Annotated in this window: 15 protein-coding genes; 11 read left to right on the top strand and 4 right to left on the bottom strand. The window is 35.0% G+C overall.

The genetic code is table 11. The features are described from left to right. The first annotated feature begins 4 nt into the window (after positions 1-4). The 5 genes from BMX53_RS03860 to BMX53_RS03880 all read left to right on the top strand — a co-directional run bounded on the left by BMX53_RS03860 (position 5) and on the right by BMX53_RS03880 (position 6,012). Complete coding sequence (locus BMX53_RS03860; RefSeq protein WP_038985635.1) at positions 5-1,036, top strand: FecCD family ABC transporter permease; 1,032 nt, start codon at positions 5-7, stop codon at positions 1,034-1,036. 2 nt (positions 1,037-1,038) lie between these two features. After that, positions 1,039-1,815: a heme ABC transporter ATP-binding protein gene (locus tag BMX53_RS03865; RefSeq protein ID WP_074744761.1), complete on the top strand. Its 777-nt coding sequence runs from the start codon at positions 1,039-1,041 to the stop codon at positions 1,813-1,815. Between the two features lie 10 nt (positions 1,816-1,825). Then, positions 1,826-2,866: a hemin-degrading factor gene (locus BMX53_RS03870; protein ID WP_074744763.1), complete on the top strand. Its 1,041-nt coding sequence runs from the start codon at positions 1,826-1,828 to the stop codon at positions 2,864-2,866. 437 nt (positions 2,867-3,303) lie between these two features. Beyond that, a complete protein-coding gene (locus tag BMX53_RS03875; RefSeq protein WP_063175327.1) occupies positions 3,304-4,281 on the top strand; it encodes a ribonucleotide-diphosphate reductase subunit beta in 978 nt (325 codons plus the stop codon). A 36-nt stretch (positions 4,282-4,317) separates the two neighbouring features. Beyond that, a complete protein-coding gene (locus BMX53_RS03880) occupies positions 4,318-6,012 on the top strand; it encodes a ribonucleoside-diphosphate reductase subunit alpha (RefSeq protein WP_038985628.1) in 1,695 nt (564 codons plus the stop codon). Positions 6,013-6,750: 738 nt separating this feature from the next. Here BMX53_RS03880 and sufD read toward each other — a convergent pair. The 4 genes from sufD to BMX53_RS03900 all read right to left on the bottom strand — a co-directional run bounded on the left by sufD (position 6,751) and on the right by BMX53_RS03900 (position 10,815). Next, entirely contained in the window at positions 6,751-8,070 is a 1,320-nt protein-coding gene (gene sufD / locus BMX53_RS03885) for a Fe-S cluster assembly protein SufD (protein ID WP_038985626.1), read from the bottom strand. A 43-nt stretch (positions 8,071-8,113) separates the two neighbouring features. Then, positions 8,114-8,866 (bottom strand): Fe-S cluster assembly ATPase SufC, encoded by a 753-nt coding sequence (sufC, locus tag BMX53_RS03890; protein WP_038985624.1) that lies wholly within the window; start codon positions 8,864-8,866, stop codon positions 8,114-8,116. Between the two features lie 64 nt (positions 8,867-8,930). Continuing rightward, complete coding sequence (gene sufB / locus BMX53_RS03895; protein ID WP_038985680.1) at positions 8,931-10,379, bottom strand: Fe-S cluster assembly protein SufB; 1,449 nt, start codon at positions 10,377-10,379, stop codon at positions 8,931-8,933. A 106-nt stretch (positions 10,380-10,485) separates the two neighbouring features. Further along, a complete protein-coding gene (locus BMX53_RS03900) occupies positions 10,486-10,815 on the bottom strand; it encodes a HesB/IscA family protein (protein WP_038985622.1) in 330 nt (109 codons plus the stop codon). 761 nt (positions 10,816-11,576) lie between these two features. Here BMX53_RS03900 and BMX53_RS03905 point away from each other — a divergent pair. The 6 genes from BMX53_RS03905 (at position 11,577) to BMX53_RS03930 (ending at position 19,872) form a co-directional block, all read left to right on the top strand. Continuing rightward, positions 11,577-12,437, top strand: coding sequence for an MBL fold metallo-hydrolase (locus BMX53_RS03905; RefSeq protein WP_074744765.1), 861 nt, complete (start codon positions 11,577-11,579; stop codon positions 12,435-12,437). 76 nt (positions 12,438-12,513) lie between these two features. Then, entirely contained in the window at positions 12,514-14,127 is a 1,614-nt protein-coding gene (locus BMX53_RS03910) for a S8 family peptidase (protein ID WP_038985619.1), read from the top strand. An 80-nt stretch (positions 14,128-14,207) separates the two neighbouring features. Further along, positions 14,208-16,103 carry a M1 family metallopeptidase gene (locus tag BMX53_RS03915; protein WP_038985618.1) on the top strand — a complete coding sequence of 632 codons (1,896 nt, stop codon included), beginning with the start codon at positions 14,208-14,210 and terminating at the stop codon, positions 16,101-16,103. 159 nt (positions 16,104-16,262) lie between these two features. After that, a complete protein-coding gene (gene rnpA, locus BMX53_RS03920) occupies positions 16,263-16,670 on the top strand; it encodes a ribonuclease P protein component (RefSeq protein ID WP_038985616.1) in 408 nt (135 codons plus the stop codon). Positions 16,671-16,929: 259 nt separating this feature from the next. Further along, positions 16,930-17,790, top strand: coding sequence for a tyrosine-protein phosphatase (locus BMX53_RS03925; RefSeq protein WP_038985615.1), 861 nt, complete (start codon positions 16,930-16,932; stop codon positions 17,788-17,790). Positions 17,791-17,889: 99 nt separating this feature from the next. Further along, complete coding sequence (locus tag BMX53_RS03930; protein ID WP_038985614.1) at positions 17,890-19,872, top strand: KUP/HAK/KT family potassium transporter; 1,983 nt, start codon at positions 17,890-17,892, stop codon at positions 19,870-19,872. The last annotated feature ends 43 nt before the right edge of the window (positions 19,873-19,915 follow it).

Below are 19,915 nucleotides of genomic sequence, written 5' to 3' on the forward strand. Positions count from 1 at the left end.
AATAATGAAAACCAAACTCTCTTTTTACGCAATACTACTATCTATCATTTTAATAATAATAGCGGTTGCGTCTATATTCATAGGAGTTTACAAATTTGAAGCGGGTACGTTTCAGACTTTATACAATATATTGTTCACAACGCAAGAGATAAATCCTAGCGACCATTATGTATTTTTTGATGTTCGACTTCCCAGAGTTCTAATGGCAATCTTAACGGGAGCTGGGCTATCTCTTGCAGGAACAACTTTACAAGGAATGTTCAAGAACCCCTTAGCATCTCCTGATTTAATCGGTATCACTGCGGGGTCAGTGCTGTTCGCTGCAGTGACTATCGTATTAGGCGCACATATTAAGTCGTTAATCCCTGAAGCTGTCCATTACTCTTTGTTGAGTATTATGAGTTTTGTAGGAGCGATAATGACGATGTCCTTTGTCTATAAAATGTCAACTGTTGCTGGTAAGACTAACGTAAGTGTATTACTTCTATCAGGTGTAGCAATTACTTCACTAACAGGTGCTGCCACAGGCCTCCTAACCTATTTGTCAAGTGACGAAGAACTGAGAAATCTTACTTTCTGGACCTTAGGGAGTTTAGCTGGAGCGACATGGACTAAAGTTACAATACTGGCAGTAGTAGTAATTACTTCAATAGCTATCTTAATCAATAAAGGAAAAGCTTTGAATGCAATGATGCTAGGTGAACGCGATGCTACTCACTTAGGTATTCCTGTAGAAAGAACGAAGAAACTTATCGTACTACTATCAGCACTAATGGTAGGAACTATCGTAGCCTTCACAGGAACTATTGGATTTGTAGGTCTTATTGTACCGTACATACTTCGTTTGATCTTTAAATCTAACTATTACTTCATTCTCCCTCTATCCACACTATGTGGTAGTATCCTACTCCTAGTAGCAGATACAATTAGTAGAACACTAGTACCTCCATCAGAAATACCGATTGGAATACTAACCTCTATTATGGGAGCACCAGTATTTATAGCGATATTAATTAAGTTCAAAAAATCACTCTAATCATGATTGAAGCATATAAAATAAACTACTTAGCCAAGGGAAACTATATCATTAACGATATTGATTTCACATGTAACGAGGGAGAGTTTATCGCTATCCTTGGTCCTAATGGAGCTGGTAAATCAACATTCTTAAGTATACTTGCAGATGAAATACATGAAAAAGGAAATAAAGTACTTCTTAAATCATGTGAATACCCTAAATGGTGTACAAAAGAACTGCCTAAACACAAAGCTAAGTTCTCACAACATCACAATGGTGATATCCCTTTAAACGTAGAAGATGTAGTAATGATGGGACGATACCCTTACTTTGATCACATTCCTACAGAAGAAGATAAAAGTGCTGTACAGCAGAGCATGGACTGTATAGATATATGCCCATTGCAACACCGTGAATATAATCACCTATCTGGTGGAGAAAAACAAAGAGTCCATTTAGCAAGGGTTCTTTCACAGTTAAACAATAATGTTGAGAATAAATTGTTATTCTTAGACGAACCATTAAACAATCTTGATGTACTCCATCAACACCGTATAATGGATATTATCAAAGAGTTTACATCTAAAGGTAATACTGCTATAGTAGTATTACACGATTTAAACCTAGCAGCTCAGTATGCAGATAAAATATTACTTCTAGAAAAAGGAAAGAAAGTAATATACGACATCCCTGAGCAAGTACTAACACAAGAGATCATTACTAAAGTATACAACTTCCCTTGTGTAGTTACTAAAAACCCCGTAAGCAACAATCCTTTAATCATATTTGGTATTTAAAACAACGATTATGAGTACAAACACACAAACATTGAAAGAACGTTGGGAAGCTCTTAAAGCTACCAATCCACATACTAGAATACGCAATGCTGCCAAAGAGCTTAATGCAAGCGAAATGGAGCTATTAGCAACTCAAATAGGAGATACTGTTACTAGATTAAGACCTGAATTCAAAGAAATACTTTCTGAAGTAGAATCTCTAGGTAAAGTGATGGCATTAACACGTAATGACGAATGTGTACACGAAAGAAAAGGTGTATATGCTAATGCTGATTTTAGCAATCCACACGCAGGTTTATTCGTTAATCCAGACATCGACTTAAGAATATTCTTAAGCCACTGGAAGAAAGTCTTCGCTGTAGTAGAAAAAGCTGGAGATAAAGATAGACTTAGCTTACAATTCTTTGGTATTGATGGAGAAGCTATTCACAAGATATATTTAGTACCACAAAGCAACGAAGAAGCATTTCACGCATTAGTGAAAAAATATACATCTGAAAACCAGGCACCAGAAGAAACAACTGAGCCTTATCTACACAACCTTGACGAAAGATTAGACGAAGAGATAAATGTAGAATCATTCAGAAACGACTGGAGAGAGTTAAAAGACACACATAACTTCTTCTCTCTTCTAAAAAAATACAACCTAACACGTACGCAGGCATTGCGTCTAGCTCCAGATGAATACTATGCTAAACAAATCTCTAAAGAAGCTATTGTTTCTTTATTAGAAGGAGCTTCAGAATCTCAAACGCCTATCATGGTATTTGTGGGTAACAGAGGTAACATTCAGATTCATACAGGTGAAGTAAAGAGAGTAATGTGGCACCAAAACTGGTATAACGTATTAGATCCTGACTTTAATATGCACTTAGACATGGATAAGATAGCACAGACATGGATAGTACGCAAACCTACAGAAGACGGTATCGTAACATCTATCGAAGTATTTAATGAAATAGGTGAAATTATAGTACAATTCTTCGGTAAGAGAAAACCAGGTATTCCTGAGTTAGAAGAGTGGAGAGAATTAGTAGCTAAACAAGCTTAATTATATAAAAGCAGAAGAAATATCTTCTGCTTTTTTTGTTTTAAGAAGGCCAACTTCTATCCTAACACAAATCAAAAATTACATATTTTTTAGAGGTATTCCTTAATAATTAGGAATAGCAAAACATCCATAAGCCGAACGGACAACAATAAACAAGAATATAAACGTTCATACTTTAAAATCGATAATCCCAAAAAATATTCTAACAATAGTTATCAACAGATGTTTAATAACTAATTACGCATTTCAAATATTTTATATTGATTTACTGCTTAGTAAACAGTAAATTAGCTAAGATAACTTTGTCAGATTTTATCGTCTCATTACGCATCTAACACAGTGTTTTAGCTACTTTCAGAGATTAAGCACTGTTCTTTTTGAGATGTTTTAATTAGATAAAACAAGACAAAACCTTATTAACTTAATAAAATATAGCTATGTCGATTTTTGATAAAAGAGTAAACTACAAACCATTTGAGTATCCAGGTATCTACCAATTCACAGATGCCATTAATAAATCTTTTTGGGTTCACAGTGAAGTTGACTTCACAGCAGACACACAAGACTTCCATTCTCACTTAACTAAAGATGAACAGCTAGCTATTAAACACAGTTTATTAGCCATCGCACAGATTGAAGTAGCAGTTAAAACGTTTTGGGGGAACTTATATCAACATTTCCCAAAACCTGAGTTTAACGGATTAGGAAGTACGTTTGCAGAATGTGAATTTAGACACTCAGAGGCTTACTCTAGATTATTAGACGTACTAGGATATAATGACGAGTTTGAGAACTTATTAACTGTTCCTGTTATTAAAGAAAGAGTAGAATACTTATCTCAAGTATTAGAGAACTCTAGTAACTATACAGACCGTAAGAAATATGTTGTATCTCTTATTCTATTCTCTTTATTGATTGAGAACGTTTCTCTATTTAGTCAGTTTGCTATCATCTTATCATTTACTCGTTTTAAAGGGTTAATGAAGAACGTGAGTAACATCATTGCATGGACATCAGTAGATGAACAAGTACATGCTAATGCTGGTATCTACATCGTAAATATTATTAGAAAAGAGTTCCCAGATTTCTTCGATGAAGATTTAATCAACCATGTAAATGAAGTAATTCATAAATCAATCGATATTGAAAGCAGAATACTAGATTGGATCTTTAGTTCTGGAGATATAGAGACTGTAAACAAAGCAGATTTATTAAACTTCATGAAGTTCAGAGTAGATGAGAGTATGGAAAAAATTGGACTTAAGAAAGTATATAACATCACTACAGAACAATATAAACCAATGGCGTGGTTTGAAGAAGAAGTATTCGCTAATAGTTTAGACGATTTCTTCGCTAAAAGACCAGTGGATTATACGAAACACGATAAGAGTTTCTCTGCTGACGACCTATTCTAATAAACACATTACCTCAAAAAAATACAAAAGAATTCTATGAACAATTTCTCATTACCATTACAGACAGAAGATAAAGATATCCAAACACCAAAACTATGGTGGAAGAACTCTGAAAGCGAGCAAATCCTTAATAGAGGATACTTACTTAAAGGAGAAACAGTAGAAGGGGCTATAGACCGTATTACTACTGCAGCTGCTAAACGTTTATATAAACCTGAATTAAAGGAATCATTCCAAGAGATGATCGAACGTGGATGGATGAGTCTTAGTTCTCCTATCTGGGCTAATATGGGTACTGAGAGAGGGTTGCCTATATCTTGTTTTAACGTTCATATTCCTGATGGAATAGAAGGCATTACACACAAGCTAGGTGAAGTGATTATGCAAACTAAAATCGGTGGAGGTACATCAGGTTATTTTGGGGCGCTACGTGAGAGAGGAAGTGCTGTTACAGATAATGGTAAAAGTAGTGGTGCTGTTAGCTTTATGAAATTGTTTGATACAGCTATGGACACAATCTCACAGGGAGGTGTACGCCGTGGTGCTTTTGCTGCATACTTAGACATAGACCACCCAGACTGTGAAGAATTCTTAAATATTAAAAACATCGGTAACCCTATCCAGAACTTGTTCTACGGAGTTTGTATACCAGACTACTGGATGCAAGAGATGATAGATGGTGATAGAGAGAAAAGACAACTATGGGCTAAGGTCTTAGAAAGCCGCCAACAAAAAGGTATGCCATATTTATTCTTCTCTGATAACGTTAATGGGCATAAACCTCAAGTATACAAAGATTTAAACATGCGTGTTAACGCAAGTAACCTTTGTTCAGAGATTATGTTACCTTCATCAGATGATGAATCATTTATCTGCTGTTTATCTTCGATGAACTTAGAACTATACGATGAGTGGAAAGATACAGAAGCTGTAAAGCTAGCTATCTTCTTCTTAGATGCAGTATTACAAGAGTTTATCGAAAAGACAGAAGGCAACTACTACTTAGCTGCAGCTAACCGCTTCGCTAAGCGTCACAGAGCACTAGGTCTAGGTGTATTAGGATGGCACTCATACTTACAGAAAAACATGATCCCTTTCGAAGGGTTACAAGCTAAAATGCTAACTAACTCTATCTTCCAAAACATAAGTACTAAAGCAGATAAAGCTTCTCAAGAGCTAGCTCGTATCTATGGAGAACCGGAAATTATGAAAGGATATGGTAGACGTAATAGTACGACTATGGCCATCGCTCCTACTACATCATCATCAGCTATCTTAGGTCAAACATCTCCAGGTATCGAGCCATTTAGTAGTAACTACTATAAAGCAGGACTGTCTAAAGGTAACTTCATGCGTAAGAATAAATACCTAACTCAACTATTAGAAGAGAAAGGTCTAGACAACGAAGAAACATGGAGAACTATCATGCTTAACGGTGGTAGTGTACAGACAATAGAAGGGCTTACTGAAGAAGAAAAAGCAGTATTTAAAACATTTAAAGAGATCAGTCAGTTAGAGATCATACAGCAAGCAGCTGTAAGACAAAAATACGTTGATCAGGCTCAAAGTTTAAATCTAAATATTCCTTCTAGTCTTCCTATTAAGGATGTGAATCAATTAATGATTGAGGCGTGGAAACTAGGAGTAAAAACACTTTACTACCAACGTAGTCAAAGTGTATCTAAAGAAATGGTAACTAACTTAGTTACTTGTAGCAGTTGTGAATCGTAAGTAACGATTATTACCTTATTATAACTATGAAAGAGGACCTCACCTAGAGGTTCTCTTTTTTATTTATCCCTGTTTGCTCCAGTAGATATACCAATATGTCAAAGAACGTATGAACTATAATTCTACTCCAAAACTATACATTCACACATTCTCTATTCTCAAAGCTGCTCTTTTTGACCACTTCTACCCTATTTTAGTTAATTATGGTCGCATAAAATGGAACACTATTAATTAAAAGCTTTTAAGCCTTCCTTTTGCTCATTCAGTACATTTACCAACAAATGCGAACTTACTGTCTTAAAACCAATAAAAACAAGCAAATACAACTGGTATATTTATTATTCTAAACTCAGTATTCCATAATACAAAAACAATTACCGCTTAGCTTTATTTACTCTACGTAATCAAAAAAACCATAAAAAAAGTAAATCAAAAATACAGTATTCTTAAATTTTTATTAAAAACAGGGTATTTTATACCCTTACATTCTAAAAAAGAAGGTGTTATATTTTTTGGCACGGTATATGTATTATAGCATGTACAACAAAAACAACAAACTTTCTTTTTCTTAAGCGACCTAACTATCCCCAAGTAGCTAGGTCGCTTTACTTTAAAAACAGATGTAACGTACATAAGATATATACACCACACCATAACAACCAATGCATTTATAAATGCAAAAAGAGACTACCGAAAGGCAGTCTCTTTTATATTTGACCAAGTATAAAAAACGTGAAATTAAATTTCAAATCCCATAGATACTCCTAGTTTACCAGCGATAACCTTAGCTATCTTAGCTTTAAGCTCTGGCACTTTTACAGACTCCATTACTTCATCTGTAAATGCATACATAAGTAAAGCCTTAGCTTCTTTCTTCGGAATACCTCTTTGACGCATGTAGAACATAGCATCCTCATTAAGCTGTCCGATAGTACATCCATGAGAACACTTCACATCATCAGCGAAGATTTCTAATTGTGGTTTAGCATAAATAGTTGCTTTCTCACTTAACAGAATATTGTTATTCTGTTGGAAACCGTCAGTCTTCTGAGCGATCTTATCTACGTATATCTTCCCGTTAAACACACCAGTAGAGTTACCATCATAGATACCTTTATAGTTTTGGTGGCTTTCACAGTTAGGTTGATTGTGAGATACTAAAGTATAGTGATCTACGTGTTGTTTATCACTAATAAGAGTAATCCCTTTTAGAGTACTATCGATACGCTCACCATCTTGGTAGAAGTTTAAGTTATTTCTAGTTAACTTACCACCGAATGAGAATGTATGTACAGATACTCTACTCTCTTGTTTTTGAGTCACGTAAGTATTATCTACTAAGTTCGCGTTCTCTTTATCATTTTGTAACTTATAGAAGTCAACGATAGCACGTTTATGAGCTACGATTTCAGTCACCGCATTAGTGAATACTACAGCATCATTAAGAGACTGGTGTCTCTCTACGATTTGTACATGAGCATTCTCTCCTACTACGATTAAGTTACGAGGTTGTACTAATAAAGCTTTGTCTTCTACTGTAGATAAGTAGATAATCTCAATAGGCTTAGCCACTACTTTACTCTTCGGAACATTAATAAAAGCTCCTTCAGTAGCGAATGCAGTATTTAAAGCAGTAAGACTATCAGACTTATCAGCCGTATTGTTATAAAATGCGTCGATAACCATTTTATACTTAGGCTTAGTAAACGCAGATGACATCAGACATACATCTAATCCATCATGTGTAGTAGAAGATAAGTGAGAACTAAATACTCCATTGATAAATACCAATTTATAAGTATCAGAATCACTTAAGAAATACTTCTTAACCTCTTTATATTCTATAGCTGTTTCCTCTTTTTGAAGTACGCGAAACTCATTCTTTAAAATAGAATTTAATGATGTGTATTTCCACGCTTCATCCTTCTTAGTAGGAAAACCTTTATCTTCGAATGTCTTTAATGCTTCTAAACGGATATCGTGTAAACCATCATGTTCACCTTTCAACCCTTGTTCGAAAGCTACAAAAGACGTAATTAATTTATCTTTAAGCTCCATAATTATTTCTTTGCAATTAGATTAAAATGATTGATTCTGCTGATTACTTCTCTAAAGAAGCTTTGATCCAGTCGTATCCTTTTTCTTCTAATTCCAATGCCAATTCTTTACCACCAGTCATAACGATTTTTCCATCGTATAAAACGTGTACATAATCAGGCACGATATAGTCTAACAAACGTTGGTAGTGTGTAATTAACACTACAGCGTTATCCTTGCTTTTTAATTTATTCACCCCATTAGCTACGATACGTAGAGCATCGATATCTAATCCTGAGTCAGTCTCATCTAAGATTGCTAACTTAGGCTCTAACATAGCCATCTGGAAGATCTCATTACGTTTTTTCTCACCACCAGAGAATCCTTCGTTAAGAGAACGAGATAAGAATTTTCTATCAATCTCTAATAACTCAGCTTTCTCTTTAATTTTTTTCAACATCTCATTAGCAGGCATTTCTTCAAGACCTTGCGCTTTACGAGATTCGTTGATAGCAGTTTTCATAAAGTTAGTTACAGAAACACCAGGAATCTCAACAGGATATTGGAATGATAAGAACACACCTTTATGAGCTCTTTCTTCTGGTCCTAATTCGTTTAACTCTTCACCTTCTAAGATAATTTCACCTTCCGTTACTTCGAAAGCCTCATTACCAGTAATCACAGATGATAAAGTACTCTTACCAGCACCATTAGGTCCCATAATAGCGTGTACTTCACCAGCTTTCACTTCTAAGTTAATTCCTTTTAATATTTCTTTATCTTCAACACTTGCGTGTAAATTCTTTATCTGTAACATAAAAATTGTCTTTTAAATTTTGTTGAGGTAATCTGATTTTTTAATTCTTTAGTCCAGTGGTAGATTAACCCACACTTCCTTCTAAAGAAATCTCTAATAATTTTTGTGCTTCTACAGCGAACTCCATTGGCAACTTGTTTAACACCTCTTTAGAGAATCCGTTAACGATAAGTGCAATAGCTTTCTCTGTTGGAATACCACGTTGATTACAGTAGAAGATTTGATCTTCACCAATCTTACTAGTAGTCGCCTCGTGCTCGATCTGAGCAGTAGTATTCTTAGCCTCGATATAAGGGAATGTATGAGCACCACACTCATTACCCATTAATAAAGAGTCACACTGAGAGAAGTTACGAGCGTTCTCAGCTCTAGGTCCCATCTGAACCAATCCTCTATAACTATTTTGAGATTTACCAGCAGAAATACCTTTCGAAATAATAGTCGACTTTGTATTCTTACCTAAGTGAATCATTTTAGTACCAGTATCTGCCTGTTGGAAGTTATTAGTCACAGCGATAGAGTAAAACTCTCCGATAGAGTTATCTCCTTTTAACACACATGAAGGATATTTCCATGTTACAGCAGATCCTGTCTCTACTTGAGTCCAAGATATTTTAGCATTTTTCTCACATAGACCACGTTTAGTCACGAAGTTAAATACACCACCTTTACCTTCACTGTCTCCAGGGAACCAGTTTTGTACAGTAGAATATTTAATCTCAGCGTCATCCATAGCGATAAGCTCTACTACAGCAGCGTGTAATTGGTTCTCATCACGTGATGGAGCAGTACATCCCTCAAGGTAAGATACATAACTACCCTCATCAGCTACTACTAATGTACGCTCAAACTGACCTGTACCAGCCTGGTTAATACGGAAGTAAGTAGATAACTCCATAGGACAACGAACTCCTTTAGGAATATAACAGAATGATCCATCAGAGAATACAGCAGAGTTTAATGCTGCATAGAAGTTATCAGTCTGTGGTACTACAGTACCTAAATATTTCTTCACTAATTCTGGGTGCGTCTTAATCGCTTCAGAAATAGAACAGAAAATAATACCTTTCTCAGCAAGTGTTTCTTTAAATGTAGTCGCTACAGACACAGAGTCCATCACGATATCCATCGCCACACCACTTAATCTTTTTTGCTCATTTAACGAGATTCCTAACTTATTAAAAGTCTCAATTAATTCTGGATCCACCTCATCTAAGCTCTTATACTCGTCCTTCTTCTTAGGAGCTGAGTAATACGAAATAGCTTGAAAATCAGGCTTAGTATAGTTCACATTAGCCCACTCTGGCTCTACCATAGACTCCCATATACGGAATGCCTCTAGTCTCCATTCAGTCATCCATTCAGGTTCACCTTTTTTAGCAGAGATAGCTCTAACAATATCTTCATTTAAACCAACAGGAAATGTCTCAGACTCTATATCTGTATAGAACCCGTACTCATACTCCTTGGTCTCTAATTCTTTCTTTAAATCTTCTTCTGTATACTTACTCATATATTTATACTTAAAAGCCACTACTTTCTCGTACGCTTCTTTATTTTTAACTAATTATCAAAAGGAGAGAAAGACGGACCTACATCCGTCCTTCTACCTTGAGGTCTTATAATGAAAAGCTCTCTCCACAACCGCAAGTTCTACTTGCATTAGGGTTGTTAAAGTAAAAGCCTTTTCCGTTCAATCCTCCAGAATACTCTAAAGTAGTTCCTACTAGGTACAAGAAGCTCTTTTTATCAACAGCGATTCTAACACCATTGTCTTCAAAAACTTTGTCATCTTCGCCTATCTCACGATCAAATTTTAATTGATACGAAAGTCCTGAACATCCTCCGCTAGTAACACCTACACGTACATAATCTGTAGTATGGTCAAACCCTTCATCTTCCATCAAAAGGGCCACGCGTTTACACGCTATATCTGAAACTTTTATCATACCTTCTTTTAAAATAGATTAGTTCTAAAATTTGATTTACAAAGGTATTATAAAAAAATGGTTTCTAACACTAACTAACATATTTATAACGATTAGAAGTTTTAATACTAATATCAATAAAAACTATCGTTAGAACTCCTTTTTCCCTATTCTTTACGTAGTACTTTAGTAAAAAAACTACTGAAAACTAAACAGTTATTTATGTTTGAATTGCATCATTTTTATCTATGACGCAAAGATTGCAACTTTAACGCTAAAATTCAAGGACATTTAAAAGAATGTATTGAACATTTGAGGGTTTTAACACATTAGATAACATAAACATTCAAAAAATCTAATAGATAAACAACAGCATCAAAGGAGATAAACAAACCACCAACACCAAATGTCGAAGACAAACATTCCTAATTCTTCATTTTAAATTCTTCATTGAATAATGCCCTCATTTGCTCTTTTTGGCTCCATAATCCCTTTTTGACCTAATATGGCTAGCCGAAAACACATAAACAACTAAATGTCAATAATTTATAAACAATAAAATTAAGTTTGTTTTGATACTGTTCGGTAATTACTAGTGTTTACTTGGGATGAAAGGCTGTTTTCAAAACCATACCAAACTCGTACCCAAACCATCTACATAATAAACACTAGTACAACAGTAGCATATCTGAAGAATAAGAGTGACAGTCTTTTTCAAAAAAGGGAGTATGAGATAAATAATTTTAGTAATTTGCACCTAACTCAAATAAACTAAAACAATTATGAAATTATATGCTATAGAGAGTGGCAATTTTAAACTAGACGGTGGTGCTATGTTTGGAGTTGTACCTAAAGTGATATGGAACAAAACAAATCCTGCAGATGACAATAACTTAATAGATCTAGGTGCCAGATTACTACTAATAGAAGAAGGTAATAAACTGATACTTATCGATACAGGTATGGGTAATAAACAGTCTGAGAAGTTCTTTGGGTATTATAATTTATGGGGTGATCACAGTCTAGACGCTTCCTTAGCAAAGCACGGATTTCACAGAGATGACATTACTGATGTATTCTTAACACACCTTCACTTTGACCACGTAGGTGGAGCAGTTAATTGGAACTCGGATCGTACAGGGTATGTAAATGCCTTTAAAAATGCGAAATACTGGACGAACGAAAATCACTGGGAATGGGCTACTAAACCTAATGCTCGTGAGAAAGCGTCGTTCTTACCAGAGAACATTATCCCAATACAAGAAAGTGGTGCTCTTAACTTTATCCAAAGACCTGAAGGAAATATACTACATAACTCAGAATTAGGATTCGACATCTTCTTCGCCGATGGACATACTGAGAAGCAAATGATACCAATCATAGACTATAAGGGCAAGAAGATAGCATATACTGCAGACTTACTGCCTACTGTAGGTCACATCCCACTTCCATATGTTATGGGATATGATACTAGACCACTACTTACACTAGATGAGAAAGAGAAATTTCTGAAAACTGCAGCTGATGAGAATTGGTATTTATTCTTAGAACACGATGCTTATAACGAGATAATCACAGTACAACATACTGAAAAAGGTGTGAGACTAAATGAGAATTTAAAAGCTAATGATATCTTAATTTAGTGTTAAGTACCTCTCTAAGATGTAACTTATTTATATTTTTAGCACGAATAACATTGATAATTTAAATTTAACTATAATGCGATTGATTAAACCTTTATACCTATCAGCTGCTTTAGCACTAGCTTTGACTAGCTGTGGTACTGCTAGTAAGGTGGTGAGTACTCCTATAGGTGGAGTGGATAATTTACCAAAAAGAACTACTAAACTAACAGACGAACAACTAAAGAGATGGAGTCACTTAGATATCATTAATGATACTGTGCCTGGTATGTCTGTTGATAGAGCTTATGAAGAAATTCTGAAAGGAAAAAAATTACCTAAAAAAGTAATAGTAGGGGTAGTAGATTCAGGTATCGAGATTGATCACGATGATTTAAAACCTCAAGTGTGGACGAATCCTAAAGAAGTAGCTGGTAATGGTATCGATGATGATAACAATGGATACATCGACGATATGCACGGATGGAACTTCTTAGGTAAATCTGTACATGAGAACGTAGAGATGGTACGTGTTATCCGTAGAGGTGATGACGGATCAGCTCAATATAAAAGAGCAGTAAAAGAATACGAAAAAGAAATTAAAGATAATCAAGAGAGTCAGATCAGAGTAGATATGTTACTACGTGCTAATGAGCGCTTAGCTAAATATCTAGATAAGAAAGATTATACAATGGATGACTTAAACAAGATTCCATTAGACGCTCCTGAGGAAATCACTCATTCTAAAAATGTTATTTATAACATCTTAGCAGGTGGTAGAGAATTATCTTGGTTAGAAGCTTATAAAAATAGCGTAGAAAGCAAGAGAAAAAATCACTTAAACTTAGATCTAGATGCTAGAAAATTAGTAGGTGACAATTCTTCTGATATCAACGATAGAATCTATGGTGATAACAACGTACTAGGTCCTGTAAGAGACGAGGCTAAACACGGTACTCACGTAGCTGGTATCATCGCTCAGACTCGTGGTAATGACTTAGGAGGTGATGGTGTAGCATCTAGCGTAGTTGAGATTATGGCTGTAAGAGCTGTACCAGATGGTGATGAGTATGATAAAGATATCGCATTAGGTATCAGATATGCTGTAGATAATGGGGCTAAAGTAATCAACGGAAGTTTCGGTAAATACTTTGAAGAAAATAGCCAATGGGTACGCGATGCTATCGTATACGCAGAGGAGAAAGATGTACTTATCGTAGTAGCTGCTGGTAATGATGCTAAAGACTTAAACATCCCTGGTGGTGTAGAGCGTTACCCTAATGATAACGTAAATATGGGGCCTGAGATTTCTAATAACTTCTTAGTAGTAGGAGCTCTTAACCCAGAATTTGGTAAAAACATGGTGGCTCGTTTCTCTAACTACGGTCACTATGATGTAGACGTATTCGCTCCTGGAGTGAAGATCTATGCTACAGTACCTAATAATACTTATGAGTACTTACAGGGTACTTCTATGGCATCGCCTAACGTGGCTGGTGTAGCTGCTCTAGTGAGAGCTTACTACCCAGAGTTTACAGCTGGTGAGGTTAAGAAGATTATCATGGACTCAGGTGTAGCAGTTAACTTCGATGTAGTAGTAGGTGACAAAAAAGAGTTGAGAAACTTTAAGTCAATCTCTACTTCAGGTAAGTTCGTGAATGCATACAATGCATTATTATTGGCTGAAAAATTATCAAAAGCTAAGAAATAAAAACTTGTAACTAAGTAACCCTTAATATAAAAACTCCACATTTATCTACATATTTGTGGAGTTTTGATTTCAAACACATTATGAAAAAAATTTTACTAGCACTAGCTATTTGCTCTATTTCACTTGTAGAAGCATTAGCTCAAAACAATCCTAATCCAGGTTATTGGCAACAGCACGTTGACTATAAGATGGACGTAAAGATGGATGTAAAAAAATACCAGTATCAAGGTACACAAAAACTTACTTACACTAACAACTCTCCTGATACGTTAAAGGTAGTTTACTTCCACTTATACTACAATGCCTTCCAACCTAGCAGTGATATGAATGCGTTATTATCTAATATCGCTGATCCTGATGGTCGTATGGTAGATACTAAAACTGTTAGAGGTCAAAAAGTTTATGAAAGCAGAATTACTAAACTTAAAGACAACGAAATAGGATACATGAAGGTATCTAAAATGACTCAAGATGGTCAGCCTGTAGATACTAAAGAGGTAGGTACGATCCTAGAGGTGACTCTTAATAAACCTATCGCTCCTAAATCTTCTACAGTATTTAATCTGAACTTTAACGGACAAGCTCCTGTGATGATCCGTAGAGCAGGTAGAAACTCTAAAGAGGGTGTGGCATTATCTATGTCTCAATGGTTCCCTAAAATCGCTGAATATGACTTCGAAGGATGGCATGCTGAGCAGTACTTAGGTAGAGAGTTCCACAGTGTATGGGGTGACTTCGATGTGAAAATCACTATCGACAAAAACTACATCTTAGGAGGTACTGGAGAATTAGTAAATAGAAATGAAATAGGATATGGATATCAAGATGCTGGTATCGAAGATAGTTCTATCAAAAAAGGTAAAGAGCTTACATGGAACTTTAAAGCTAAAAATGTATTAGACTTTACATGGGCTGCAGATCCTGATTATATCCACGATACATTTGATGGACCTGATGGTATCAAGCTTCACTTCTTATATAAAAACAATCCTAAAATCATAGATAACTGGAAAAAACTACAGCCAGTAACTGCTGAGATTATCAAGTTTATCAATGAGAATGTAGGACCTTATCCTTATGACAGATACTCTGTAATCCAAGGTGGAGATGGTGGTATGGAATATTCTATGTGTACACTTATCACAGGTGAGAGATCATTCCCTAGCTTAGTAGGTGTTACTGCACATGAGTTAGGTCACAGCTGGTTCCAACATGCGTTAGCTACTAATGAGACTAAACATGAGTGGATGGACGAAGGATTTACTTCTTTTATAGCTGACTTAGCGTTGCTTAAGATTATGCCTAAAGACCAACAAGAAGACGAAAATCCTTTTGGATCTACATATAAGAGTTATTATAACTTAGTGGCTAAAGGAATGCAAGAGCCTTTAAGTACTCATGCTGATCACTACTTAACGAATAGAGCTTACTCTACATCTGCTTACAGTAGAGGATCTATATTCTTAACTCAGTTATCTTACTTAATCGGATGGGATAACATGATGAAAACATTACAAACGTTCTACAGTGAGTACAAATTAACTCACCCTACTCCTAATGACTTTAAACGCGTAGCGGAGAAAGTATCTGGAGCTGTGTTAGACCAATATATGATCGACTGGACTCAAACTAATAATACGATAGACTACTCTATCTTATTCGTAGAAGAGTTACAAAAAGATCAAACATTGGTGACTTTAGGTAGATTAGGTAGAATGGGAATGCCTCTAGATATCTTAGTAGAATATGAAGATGGTTCTATAGAGACGTTCTATGTACCATATACTTCTATGCACTGGACTAAACCTAATCCATATGTTAAATACGAAAGAACTGTATTAGCTGGATGGGGATGGGCTCAACCAGAATACAAGTTTACAATCAATAAACCAAAGAGTTCTATTAAAACTATTATGATAGATCCTAGCCAATTTATGGCTGATGTAAATCAAGAAAATAGTATTTATAAGAAATAATATACCAAGGGCTGTCTCAGATGTGAGACAGCCCTTTTTTATTTATCTATAGGTATCATCTAAATATAAAGGGTACTTACCTCCTACTCTTACAGCTCTGTTCAATCTGTACATTTATTTATAAATATTTCATATTCCTTTGTTACCTTTGTCGCAGATATGGAACAAAAGAAATACAATTATCCTAAAAAGGAAAAGCTTAAAAGTAAGATAGCTATCGACGAATTATTTACAACTGGTAAGACTGTGAGTAAATATCCGTTAAGGATGGTCTATGTACAGATAGCTAATGATGATAACCTACCTCTTAAAGTAGGTGTTTCTGTATCTAAACGTCACTTTAAAAAAGCAGTTGATAGAAACTACTTCAAAAGACTGTTACGTGAAGCATACAGACTGAATAAGCATATGCTATTAGATCATGTCGATCAACCTTATGCGATGATGCTGTTCTATCAATCAAAGGATAGACTTACTTTTCAAGAAGTTAATTATAAAATGGTTAAGCTATTCGAAAAGTTCATTGATGCAACTAGCCCTGAAAAAAAAGAAGAAGATTCTCAATAGTTTTCTTTTTCCACAATATATTTGCAGTATATCAGAATAACACTTAACTTGATAGTTTTCTGAGGTTTATTTATTATTATCTATTAAATAGGCATAATATTATGTACGATACAGCCTTTTTAATAGTTATGATATATATAGGTATAGTGATATATAGTTAGTATTAGATACCTTAAAACAATCAATAAGTCGTAAATACTTAGAAAATATTGTGGTAAATCACTCTAAGATTTTTTAGAGATAATATAGTGGTAGCTCTATGCAAAATTTAAAGAAAGACAATTGTGGTACTCAAGGAAATGTGATTAGCTCAGAGAAAAATCAGAATTCCTTCGAACTTTATATCTCTAAAACAGATACAGAAACAACGGTAAAAGGTCTGCGTCAACTTCCTCTAGATGGACAGTCTAACTTTAGAGATCTAGGTGGGTATAAAACAGTAGATCAAAAGACTGTAAAATGGGGACAACTATTCCGCTCCGGACAATTGAGCAATCTTACAGATAAAGATTTACATTACCTAAGTACTATACCACTGAAGACTATCATAGATTTTAGAAGTGAAGAAGAGAGTAAAGAACAGGTAACTCTATTACCTCCTACTGTGTCTAATGAGGTATTACTACCTATCAAACCTGGTAACCTTAGTAAAAATAATGTAATGCAGATAGTGATGGATGCGAATGATGTCTTAGCGAATAAGCTATTAGTAGATATCAACGAACAACTCGTACTGCATAACCAAGATGAATATAAAGCTTTCTTTAAAGAAGTGGAAAGAGCTGACGCTCCTCTAATGTTTAACTGTACAGCAGGAAAGGACAGAACAGGGTTAGCTGCTGCTCTACTACTAACAGCTCTAGGTGTGGATAAAGAAACAGTAAGAGAAGATTACCTACTGACTAACCACTGTGTAAGTTTAAATACACTGAATATACAAGAACAATTTGACCTGAACGACGATCAGGCAAATGTGTTACTAACATTATTTACTGTGAAAGAACAGTATCTAGATAAAGCCCTAAGCACTATCGAACAACATTATAACACGGTTGAGAACTTCTTAACTGATGCTTTAGAGGTAGATATCGCTTTATTAAAATCGAAATATCTTTACTAGAGTAAGATTAGCCACTAAGATGTAAATGTACTCTCTCTGACTACTGACTTTTAGTAACCATATAGTTACAAATAATAAGTTTTAAATTACACACATTTTATGCAAGCAAGTTCATCGCATGGTAACCATTCTCAACTAAGTAAAATTACTTTAGGTACACTATTAGTGACCTTAGGTATCATTTATGGAGATATTGGTACATCCCCTCTTTATGTAATGAAGGCGATTATAGGTAAAGAAATAATACGTGAGGATATCGTACTAGGTGCTATCTCATGTGTGTTCTGGACCCTTACTTTACAAACCACAATTAAATATGTATTCTTAACGCTAAAGGCAGACAATAACGGGGAAGGGGGAATATTCTCTCTATACACTTTAGTCAAGAAACTAAAAAAACGTTGGTTATTAATACCTGCTATTATAGGTGGAAGTGCGCTGTTAGCAGATGGTATCATCACCCCTCCTATCTCTATATCTTCTGCTATAGAAGGTCTTAGAATTTACGAACCAAACCTGAAGACTATCCCTATCGTTATAGGTATTATCTTTATCTTATTCGTAATCCAGCAGTTTGGTACTAAGACAATTGGTAAATTCTTTGGGCCAATGATGACGCTTTGGTTCTTAATGATTGGTGTTATTGGATTATCTCACTTATTAGGTAATCTAGCAGTACTAAAAGCTATCAACCCTTACTACGCAATGCACCTACTGTCTATACACTCAGAAGGATACTTTGTATTAGGTTTTGTATTTCTGTGTACAACAGGGGCTGAGGCATTATATAGTGATCTAGGTCACTGTGGTATAAAAAATATCAGAATAACATGGGCATTCGTAAAAACAATGTTAGTATTATGTTATTTCGGTCAGGGAGCTTATTTAATCAATTATTCTGGTGAAACCCTACTTACCCTTTCTCCAGATAAAGTTAATCCCGTAAATCCCTTCTTTTTAGTTATGCCTGAGTGGTTCTTACCATTTGGTATTGCAATAGCTACCATAGCTGCTGTTATTGCTTCTCAAGCATTAATCAGTGGGTCATTTACCTTAATCAATGAGGCTATACGCCTTAACTTATGGCCTAAGGTAATGGTTAAATTCCCTACTAATGTAAAAGGACAATTATACATCCCTTCTATTAATTGGTTGTTATTCTTAGGATGTGTATTCGTAGTACTACACTTCGAAGAATCAGGTAATATGGAGGCTGCTTATGGTTTAGCCATTACACTGTGTATGATTATGACTACGATTCTGTTAGGGTACTATATGTATCTAAAACGTGTACATATCATTATCATAGCTATAGTGGAAATAGCTTACCTAAGTTTAGAAGTTTCGTTCTTTATTGCTAATGTTCAGAAGTTTACTCACGGAGGATATGTGACTGTATTTATTGCTTCCTTATTAGCTGGTACTATGGTTATTAATTACTTAGCAAAGAAAATTAGAAAGAACTATACCGAATTCGTAAATATAGAACAGTATAAAGATGTATTACAGGATATTAGTACTGATACTAGTATTCCTAAATTTGCGTCTAACTTGATCTACCTTACGAACTCTAATACTTGTTCTAAGATAGAATACAAAATACTGTACTCTATTACTCAGAGAAGACCTAAACGCGCTGATAACTATTGGTTCGTTCATGTACACGTAAGTGACCAACCTTATAATCTAGAATACAAGATCCAAAAGATGGGAGCTGACAACTTAATACGTGTGGACTTTTACTTAGGTTTTAGAAATGATCAAAAGATTAGTGTACTATTAAAACAGGTGTTAAAAGAACTTGTTAGCACTGGTGAAATAGATGTTATTAGTAAATACGCTTCTCTACAAAAGAACAATATATACACTGACTTCGAATACGTAATCATAGAGAAAGAGTTGTCTTATGACAATGAATTACCTGCTCACGAAAAGATAATATTAATGCTTTATGAATGGCTAAAAAAACTAGCTCTGTCAGAAGAGAAAGCTTTTGGTCTAGATAGTAGCTCTGTCACTGTAGAAAGGTTCCCGATGGTGATAAATCCTATCGAAGAACTTCCTCTTACAAGAAGAGAATAAAACAAAAAGAGTCCTTAATAATTATATTAAGGACTCTTTTTTA

It is taken from the genome of Myroides marinus (assembly GCF_900109075.1).
Classification (GTDB): Bacteria; Bacteroidota; Bacteroidia; order Flavobacteriales; family Flavobacteriaceae; genus Flavobacterium; species Flavobacterium marinum_A.